The sequence below is a fragment of the Candidatus Paceibacterota bacterium genome, from assembly GCA_035452965.1.
GTDB lineage: Bacteria > Verrucomicrobiota > Verrucomicrobiia > Limisphaerales > UBA8199 > UBA8199.
The window spans coordinates 312,828-321,387 of sequence record DAOTCE010000004.1 but is presented as its reverse complement, the minus strand read 5'-3'; the positions used below and the strand labels follow the sequence as shown (position 1 = coordinate 321,387).

General features: G+C 61.4%; 6 protein-coding genes. 4 read left to right on the top strand and 2 right to left on the bottom strand.

Annotated elements, in window-relative coordinates; genetic code table 11:
• Window positions 1–147 precede the first annotated feature (147 nt).
• On the bottom strand, window positions 148–429 hold the full coding sequence (locus P5205_06340; GenBank protein HSA09974.1) for a PUR family DNA/RNA-binding protein: 282 nt from the start codon (window positions 427–429) through the stop codon (window positions 148–150).
• A 123-nt stretch (window positions 430–552) separates the two neighbouring features.
• The gene (locus P5205_06335) at window positions 553–1,092 is read right to left on the bottom strand and encodes a DUF4149 domain-containing protein (GenBank protein ID HSA09973.1); all 540 of its coding nucleotides are present in this window, start codon (window positions 1,090–1,092) and stop codon (window positions 553–555) included.
• 129 nt (window positions 1,093–1,221) lie between these two features.
• Here P5205_06335 and P5205_06330 point away from each other — a divergent pair, with 129 nt between their 5' ends.
• The 4 genes from P5205_06330 (at window position 1,222) to P5205_06315 (ending at window position 8,547) form a co-directional block, all read left to right on the top strand.
• Entirely contained in the window at window positions 1,222–2,352 is a 1,131-nt protein-coding gene (locus P5205_06330; protein HSA09972.1) for an efflux RND transporter periplasmic adaptor subunit, read from the top strand.
• Window positions 2,353–2,368: 16 nt separating this feature from the next.
• Complete coding sequence (locus tag P5205_06325) at window positions 2,369–5,515, top strand: efflux RND transporter permease subunit (GenBank protein ID HSA09971.1); 3,147 nt, start codon at window positions 2,369–2,371, stop codon at window positions 5,513–5,515.
• Between the two features lie 135 nt (window positions 5,516–5,650).
• Window positions 5,651–7,939, top strand: coding sequence for a dihydrodipicolinate synthase family protein (locus P5205_06320; protein ID HSA09970.1), 2,289 nt, complete (start codon window positions 5,651–5,653; stop codon window positions 7,937–7,939).
• Window positions 7,936–8,547: a hypothetical protein gene (locus P5205_06315; protein ID HSA09969.1), complete on the top strand. Its 612-nt coding sequence runs from the start codon at window positions 7,936–7,938 to the stop codon at window positions 8,545–8,547. Before P5205_06320 ends, P5205_06315 begins: the two co-directional genes overlap by 4 nt.
• The last annotated feature ends 13 nt before the right edge of the window (window positions 8,548–8,560 follow it).

The following is an 8,560-nucleotide window of genomic DNA, read 5'->3' as shown; positions in this document are numbered from 1 at the left end:
GGCCTCGAATTGCTCGCCCAACGCTCCTTCAAGTGCTAGAACCTAAAAACCCTGACCCTGGCGTGAGGATCCACCTCAAGGCTTCAGCGGTAACAAGACAGATTCTAGTCGAATCCCGGCCAGCAGCAGCCGGGATGGAACGTCGTCCTACGTCGCCTTGGGCGGGGTCTCGGCCGCAGTCTTGATGATTTCGTCCAGGATCGTTCGGAACTCCTCCAACCCCGGGGCGGGGATGATGATGGTGTCACGGCGGCCGCCGACATCCTCGGTAATGCGGAGGAAGCGGCCGCGCGAATTCTCCTTCAGCGCCAGGACAAAAGTCTTGCGCTCGATCTGAATCTTGGCCGTCTTGAGGGTCTCCTCATTGACCGGCGGCTTGGCAGCGGTGTAGGAGCGCTCGGTGTGAGAGCGATTCCCGTGCTGCGACATTGGATCATTCGAAATCATATGCTCTTTCGATCCGGCCACCCTTCGGGGCAGCCCTATTCATCAGCCTAACACTAACAATAAAGTCAGCGACAACGACGAGTTGTCAACCCCTCTCTCTGTGCCCTAGCGCATTGTGAACTTGACAGAGCTCACAAAACGGGTCGGATCCGAAGGATTGGCGGCACGCCACAGATAGGCGACGAGCCCGCCGACCAGCAATATATTTACCACCTGGGATACGCCGTGCCAAGCGCGAAAAGACCGGCCCGCGGTCTCACGAACCTCCGGCCGAGTGCTGAGGCCGTACTTCGTGGCGTGCAAGGCATTTAATTTGGGCTGGAGCCAATAGCCGCTCAGCAGCGCGGCTGTACAAAGCCCAATCAACAACCCAACCTGGAGCTTGCGCGGGTGCTTGCCGAGATAAAGCCATTCTGCGAACAGGTGCAACACCGCCACAGCCGCGCAAATGAGCTGCAGATAGAAATAGCGCGCGACGAAGATCTGCGCGATGGCCCCCGAGAAGTAAGGGAAATTGTTCGTGCCGAGCAGGCGCTGCATCTCGTCAGAAAAGGGAGCTGAGCCCGCTGCGAAAGTGAAGAAGATTGCGGCTCCAAACCACACCGCCGCGTTCAGAATGCCCACGAATCTCAATAGCCCGATCACGGGTTCATCTTAAAGAAACGGCCGGGGAGTGCCAAGCCCGGAATAGTCGCTCCCAGGCGGCGGTTTGTCAGGATCTTGCGCGCGGCAATTTGACCGTCCGCCTGCTGTAACCTACCGTTTCACTGGTTCATGGTACGCAAGATATCCATCGCGGTTCTCCTGGTGGTGCTGGTTGTTGGCACCCTCGCCGGGATCAAGGCCCTGCAAGTCGCCAGGCTCATGGCTGCCGGCAAGAGCTTCTCACCCCCGCCCGAAACGGTTTCATCCGCCGTGGTGCACGAGGAGAAATGGCAAGGCACCCTAACCGCCATCGGTTCCGTCACCGCCGCCCAAGGTGTAACGGTCACCCCGGAGATTCCAGGCATCGTTCGCGAGATCGCCTTTGATTCCGGCGCCGTGGTTGCCAAGGACGATCTGCTGCTGCGCCTGGACACCTCCGAGGAGGAAGCCCGATTGCGAGCCCTGCAGGCGCAGGAAGAACTGGCCCGTATCAACCTGGCCCGCGAACGCAGCCTGCGCGAGCAGAACATGGTTTCACAATCAGAATTGGATTCCGCCGAGGCCACCCTGAAGCAAACGCGGGGCAACGCCGACACCATTCGTGCCACGATCGAGAAGAAGACGATTCGCGCGCCGTTCGCCGGCAGATCGGGCATCCGCCTCGTCAACCTTGGCCAGTATCTCGAGGCGGGCGCCCCGATCGTCTCGCTGCAATCGCTGCGACCGGTCTACGCCGATTTCTCTTTGCCGCAGCAGGACCTAGCTCGGCTTAAGCCGGGCATGCGGGTGCGCGTCACGACCGACGCCTACCCGGGCCGCGATTTTGACGGCACGCTGACCGCCATTAATCCCGATCTTGACCAACAGACGCGCAGCGTGGGCCTGCGGGCCGCGTTCGACAATGCCGACCAGTTGCTCCGGCCCGGCATGTTCGTCCGCGCCGAAGTGCTGCTGCCCGAGGCGCGTGCCGTGGTGGCCATTCCGGCCACCTCCGTGCTGAGCGCTCCCTTCGGCGACTCGGTCTACGTCATCGAGCCCAAGCCCGGCAACACCAACAGCAAGCCTGAACTGGTGGTGCGCCAGCAATTTATCCGCACCGGGCGCGCGAGGGGCGACTTTGTAAGCGTGGAATCCGGGCTCAAGCCGGGCCAGCGCATCGTGAGCTCGGGCATCTTCAAGCTTCGCAACGGCATGGCCGTGATCGAGAACAACAGCCTGGCGCCCAAGGCTGACCTTGCCCCGCAGCCCGCCGACAGTTGATCCGCCGGCCGCACCCATGAAGTCGTTTACCGACCTGTTCATCCGCCGGCCTGTCCTCGCGCTGGTCGTGAACCTGGTAATCGTGATCGCCGGGTTTCAGGCCATCCGCACCCTTGTAGTTCGGCAATACCCGCGCAGCGACAACGCGGCCGTCACCGTCACCACCGTGTACGTGGGGGCGAGCGCGGAGCTGGTGCGCGGGTTCATCACCACGCCGCTGGAGCGTGCGATTGCCGCCGCCGATGGCATTGACTACCTCGAATCGTCCAGCAAGCTTGGCCTTTCCACCATCACCATCCGCCTCCGGCTCAACTACGATCCTACGAAGGCCCTCGCCGAAATCAGCTCGAAGGTGGACCAGGTCCGCAACGACCTTCCGCCGGAGGCCGAGGTGCCCATTATCAATGTCACCTCCGCCGATTCCCGATTCGCCGTGGCCTACCTCAGCTTCGACTCCGATGTGCTGGAGGCAAACCAGATCACGGACTACCTCGTGCGGGTGGTCCAGCCCCGCCTGTCCGCGCTCGAAGGCGTGCAGCGCGCGGACATCCTCGGCGGCCGCACGTTTGCCATGCGTATCTGGCTCAAGCCCGACCTGATGGCGTCGCTCGATATCAACCCTGCCCAGATTCGCGAAGCGCTGGCGGCCAACAACTTCCTTTCGGCGGTCGGCCACACCAAAGGCTCGCTGGTCCAGGTCAATCTCAGCGCCAACACCGACCTGCGTTCGCTCGAGGAATTTCGCAACCTGGTCGTCCGCCAGTCCGGCGACAAGCTGATCCGGCTCAGCGATGTGGCCGACGTGGTGCTCGGCGCGGAGGATTACGAGTCGGAGGTCCGCTTCGGCGGCGCCAAGGCCGTATTCATGGGCATCTGGCCCCTGCCCAACGCCAACTCGCTCGATGTGATGAAGCGCGTTCGCGCCGAGATGGTCCACCTTCAACGCGAGCTACCCACCGGGCTGGCCGGCCGCATTGCCTACGACGCCACCACGTACATCGAGGACGCCATCCATGAGGTCTTGAAGACCTTAAGTGAGACCTTGCTTATCGTGGCGATTGTAATCTTCCTTTTCCTCGGGTCGCTTCGGTCGGTCCTGGTCCCGCTCGTTGCCATCCCGATCTCGTTGATCGGCGGCATTTTCCTCATGCAGATATTTGGATTCACGCTCAACCTGCTGACCCTGCTGGCCATCGTCCTGTCCGTCGGCCTGGTGGTGGACGACGCCATTGTGATTGTCGAGAATGTCGAACGCCACGTTCGCCAGGGCCAGACGCCGCTCAACGCTTCCCTTTTGGGCGCGCGCGAACTGGTCAGTCCCGTCATAGCGATGACCATCACGCTTGCGGCGGTCTATGCTCCCATCGGCCTTCAAGGCGGGCTTACCGGGTCGCTCTTCCGCGAATTCGCCTTCACGCTGGCGGGAGCGGTGTTTATCTCCGGCATCGTCGCCCTCACGCTCTCCCCGGTCATGTCCTCCAAGCTGCTCGACGCGCGACGCGAAGAGCACGGCTTCACCGGCCGCATTAACCGCGACTTCGACCGCTTTCGCCGGTTCTACGGGCGCGTGCTTGACACCACCCTTTCCGCTCGTCCTGCGGTTTATGTCGTCTGGCTGGTCCTGAGCCTGCTGACCATTCCGCTGTTCGTCCTTGCTCCGAAGGAACTCGCGCCCGCCGAGGACCAGGGCTTCCTCCTGAACATTGTGGAGGCGGCGGCGGATGCGACGATTGACCAAACCACCCACTACACTGAAGCCGTCAACCACGTGTTGTTGAGCGTGCCGGAGGCAGCTCATACCTTCCAGATCACTTTCCCGGACAACGGCTTCTCCGGACTCGTGTTAAAGCCCTGGGGCGAACGCAAGCGCACCGTCTTTCAGATTGTTCCGGAGGTGCAGAGCGAGGTGAGCCATATTCCGGGCATTCGAACCCTGGTGGTCACCCCGCCCGCGCTGCCGGGAGGAGGGCAGTTCCCGGTGGAGTTCGTTATCGGCGCCACAGCCGACCCGGAGACCATTCTGCAGTTCGCCCAGCAGTTGCAGGAAAAGGCCGCCGCCAGCGGCAAGTTCGCCTTCCCGCCGGTGCTGGACACCAAGATTGACCAGCCCGAAGTCGAGCTGGTGATGGACCGGGACAAGGTGGCCGCGATGGGCCTAAGCATGGCGGCTGTCGGGGCGGATCTCTCCACCCTGGTGGGCGGCAATTTCGTCAACCGCTTCAACCTCGATGGGCGCAGCTACAAGGTCATTCCGCAGGTCAAGCGGATTGACCGCCTCAACGCCGGCCAGATTGAAAGCACGTATGTCAAAGGGCCGGAAGACAAACTGGTGCCCTTGAGTACCTTTGCCACTTTGCACAAGAAGACCGGGCCGCGCTCACTCAACCGATTCCAGCAATTCAACGCCGTCAAGATCAGCGGCGTTGCGCTTCGCCCGCTGGATGAGAGCTTGCACTTCCTCGAAACTGAAGCCGCCAAGCTCCTGCCCCAAGGCTACAAAATGGACTACACCGGCGAATCCCGCCAGCTGCGCGTGGAGGGCAGCAAGTTCCTGCCCGCCTTCACGCTCGCCCTGGTGCTGATTTTCCTGGTGCTGGCGGCTCAGTTCAACAGCTTTCGCGACCCGCTCATCATCCTGCTCGGGTCGGTCCCGCTGGCCATGTTCGGGGCGCTGGTATTCAGCTTCCTCAAGATGCCCGACGCCAACACCGCCTTCTTCACCGATGGCTGGACCACCACCCTGAACATCTACTCCCAGGTCGGCCTCGTTACGCTCATCGGCCTGGTCTCCAAGAACGGCATTCTCATCGTCCAATTTGCCAACGAGCTGCAGCGCTGCGGCCATCCCAAGCTCCATGCTGTGCGCGAAGCCGCCCTCATCCGCCTGCGTCCTGTGCTCATGACGAGCGCTGCCACCATCTGCGGCCACTTCCCGCTCACGCTGGTGACCGGCGCGGGGGCCGCGGCGCGAAACTCCATCGGGATTACAATCGTCGCGGGCATGGCCCTGGGCACCTTGTTTACTTTGCTGGTGATTCCCTCCCTCTACGTCCTGATCGCCAAGCAGCATGCCGGCGAGGAACGCGGAGCTATCGGTCGCGACCTCGGTCTGGCCGAAGAGGAGCGCGCCCGCCTCGCCCAAGTCAACGAACTCGCCGCCTGATAACCTCTGCTCTCCCCTCCTGTGCCGCCTGCACGGAGCCCATGCGATGCGGCTCGTCAATCTCGGTTCGCGTGCTGGCTGGAATTCCAGTCGGATCGACCCGGGTGCTGCTACTGACAGACCCTGGCGGGAAGTTTGACACCATTGCTCGCCGTCAATAGCTTCAACCACGTGCGTCGTAACCAGATTCGCGAGAATATGCGCTCGGCGGCCAAGCCGGTGTCCAGGGAGCAAGTTCCAGTTTGTCTCCTGGCGGATGATGCGACATCGGCGGATCAGATTGCCTTGTCCGTTTGCGAGACTTTGGGCGGGAGGGTTATCACCACCGACGCACGGTCATTGAGCCAGAAAGCGTCGCCGCTGGATGAGAGCTGCGTCTGGGTCGTTAACAGTGGCACGAGAGCTTTATCTCGCGCAGAAGCCCAGGTCCGGAATCAGCAGCTCGCCGCCCGCTTCCCGTCCGGGGAAAGCAATCTTCCCCTGCTCCAGATTGATTCAAGACTTCGCGGAATCGGGAACGCCCTGAGGGGATTCTATGAATCGCTTGATTGTGCTTTCCTGTTGTTCGTTCCAGCGGAACCCGAACTGGGGCGGTTGGTTGAACACAGCCACTACTACCATGTCGAAGCCGGCCGTTTGAGGCCCTTTCACGAGAGTGTGCTGGCAAAGCCGGAGGAGCATTCGTGGACAAGTTCCGATTTGCGGGAGTTTATCGCGGCTGAACTGGGGATTCTCCGGGAGCAGGTTGTTTCCATCGATACCGGGATTATGACGCGAGGCCCCGATGCGGTGCTGGGTTTTCTTCGCGGACTCCAGCCTCAGGGAAAATTCGTGTTGATGCCGGATGTATGCAAGCCGGAGGATTTTGAAGCCGTAATCTCGGCAAAGCTGGCATTGTCGCGGGAGAAGATTCTGGTGGCGGGCTCCCGCACGTTTCTTCGTGCGTACTTCGCGGCTGTTGCGGCCAACAACACAAAACCGAAGCAAGCGACGTTGCTTTCTGCCAGTATTGACCGACGAATCCGGAGTGCTCCGTTGGCGGTCGTATGCTCCCTGGAGCCGGCCATGAATTCACAGGTCGAATATGCGCGGCAGGCGTTGGGACCCAATCTGGTTGCGGTGGTCTTTGATTCCAGCGTCATCCGAGCGGGCGACCAGGCCATCCGGCGCGAGGTGGACCGCGCGCAACATCTGGTTCTGCAAGGGTTGAAAGCAATGAGGCCGGTGTTGCTTCAGTCATCCCGGGACCGGATTGCTGAAGATCCGGTTTTCCAACAGGCGCACCTGAATGCCCTTGGCAAGGTCGTGGCCCACAAACAACTGCCCCGGCAGGTCTCCTCGCTCTTTATCTCCGGCGGCCAAACCGCCGAGATGATTAGAAACGCGCTGGGCATTTCCGCTGTCGAGATGAAAGGCGCTTTTCGGGAGGGCATCCCCTGGGGATTGGCCCTGGAGGGGTCTTTCAAGTCCATACCCCTGGTGACTAAAGGAGGACGGCTGGGCCGGGATGAAGTCTTGTTTGAGTTCTTTGAACAAGGACACCCCCTGCCAAGGGCCAACATACTGCCAGTCGTTACCCCATTGACCAGCGACAGGCAGATTGACGAAGCCGGCATCGAGAAGCTGATCCATCATCTGGTTTTTCTGGGGGCTACAGACATCTTTGCCGTCGGCAACGCGGGCGAATTCCGCTTCCTTACGAATGAACAAAGGCTCAGGGCGCTGGAGCGCTTTGCCCGGAAGGCCCAGGGGAAACTGCGCGTGTTTGCCGGGGTGACCGGCGACGACGCGGAGGAGACGCGAAGGAACTACCAGGAGGCCGGCCGATTGGGCGTATTTGCCGCGGTCATCATGCCCCTCTATTTCCTTGGAAGCTCGGAAGAGATCGCGCCCTTTGTCGAGAGTCTTCGATCTGTGCCATCAGGGTTGCCCCTCGTCCTCTACAACAATCCCGCGCGCACCCAAGGGCAAAATATTTCGTTTGAGGCGGTCGAAGCATTGCCGTTTCCGGTTGTTGCCCTCAAGGACAGCTCGGGAGACCTGGATCGGCTTGATCGGTACGCGAGGGCGTTGCCGGTGTATCAGGGGCAGCAACGGCAGTTCCTGGAAGGCTACCTGCATGGCGCCAGAGGAACCGTCGGGATCATCGGTCATGTCAGCCCGCTGCCGAATGAGTTCTTTGTTCCGGCGACCACGACCTCGCGGCGCGAGGCGATCGCCAGATGCATCAACGACTTGAGCAAAACGGTCAAGCAGGGCGGGGCCGAAGTAGCCGCCTACAAGTTTCTGCTATCGCTGATGGGCGTGATGGGAGACACGGTCGGGTCAACCGAACCCGCCCGGCAACTCACGGCCGCTCAAAGAGAGGCTATTCGGGCAAGCAATATTGAGCTGGTTTCCAACGCGCGCATGCGCCCTGTATGAAATCGGCGTTACTATGCCTTCTGTCCCTGTCGGCGTTGGCCGCCCTGGCGGGCGAGACGGTTCTCTTCGAAGATCGGTTCGACACCAAACCTGCTGCGGGCTGGCGCTGGCTGCGTGAAGACGCTCGGGACTGGCAGGTGCGCGCAGGCGCCCTGGAGATCCGTGTTCGCCCCGGCAACGCCGGCACGGTGCGCAACGCGTTGGTCCGCCAGGCGCCGGACCGGCGCGCGGGCCGCTTCGCCATTGAAGCGACTGTCAGCAACCGTCAGCCGCCAAAGCAGCAATACGAGCAGGCGGGTATCACCTGGTACTCCAGCGGCAAGCCCGTGTTCAAGCTGGTGAAGGAACTGGTGGATGGGCAGGTCATGATCATTCCGGGGCGCAAGGCGTTGACCAACGACACGGTGCAACTACGGATCGTCGTGTCAGGAAACTCCTGGAGCGCCCAGTTCCGCCCGGACGGGAAGGGGGAATTTCAGACCGCCGCAACCGGCGAACTGCCCACGCCGGCCGATGATGAAATCAGTATTCAGTGTTACCATGGCCCCGCCGACGCGGAACACTGGATCCGGTTCGACGACTTTCGCATCGTCAAACTGGGAGACTGAAGTTAATGCAAGC

Coding starts and splice junctions, on each gene's coding strand:
- P5205_06340 (HSA09974.1), bottom strand. CDS start 429: ATGTCGCAGCACGGGAATCGCTCTCACACCGAGCGCTCCTACACCGCT.
- P5205_06330 (HSA09972.1), top strand. CDS start 1,222: ATGGTACGCAAGATATCCATCGCGGTTCTCCTGGTGGTGCTGGTTGTT.
- P5205_06325 (HSA09971.1), top strand. CDS start 2,369: ATGAAGTCGTTTACCGACCTGTTCATCCGCCGGCCTGTCCTCGCGCTG.
- P5205_06315 (HSA09969.1), top strand. CDS start 7,936: ATGAAATCGGCGTTACTATGCCTTCTGTCCCTGTCGGCGTTGGCCGCC.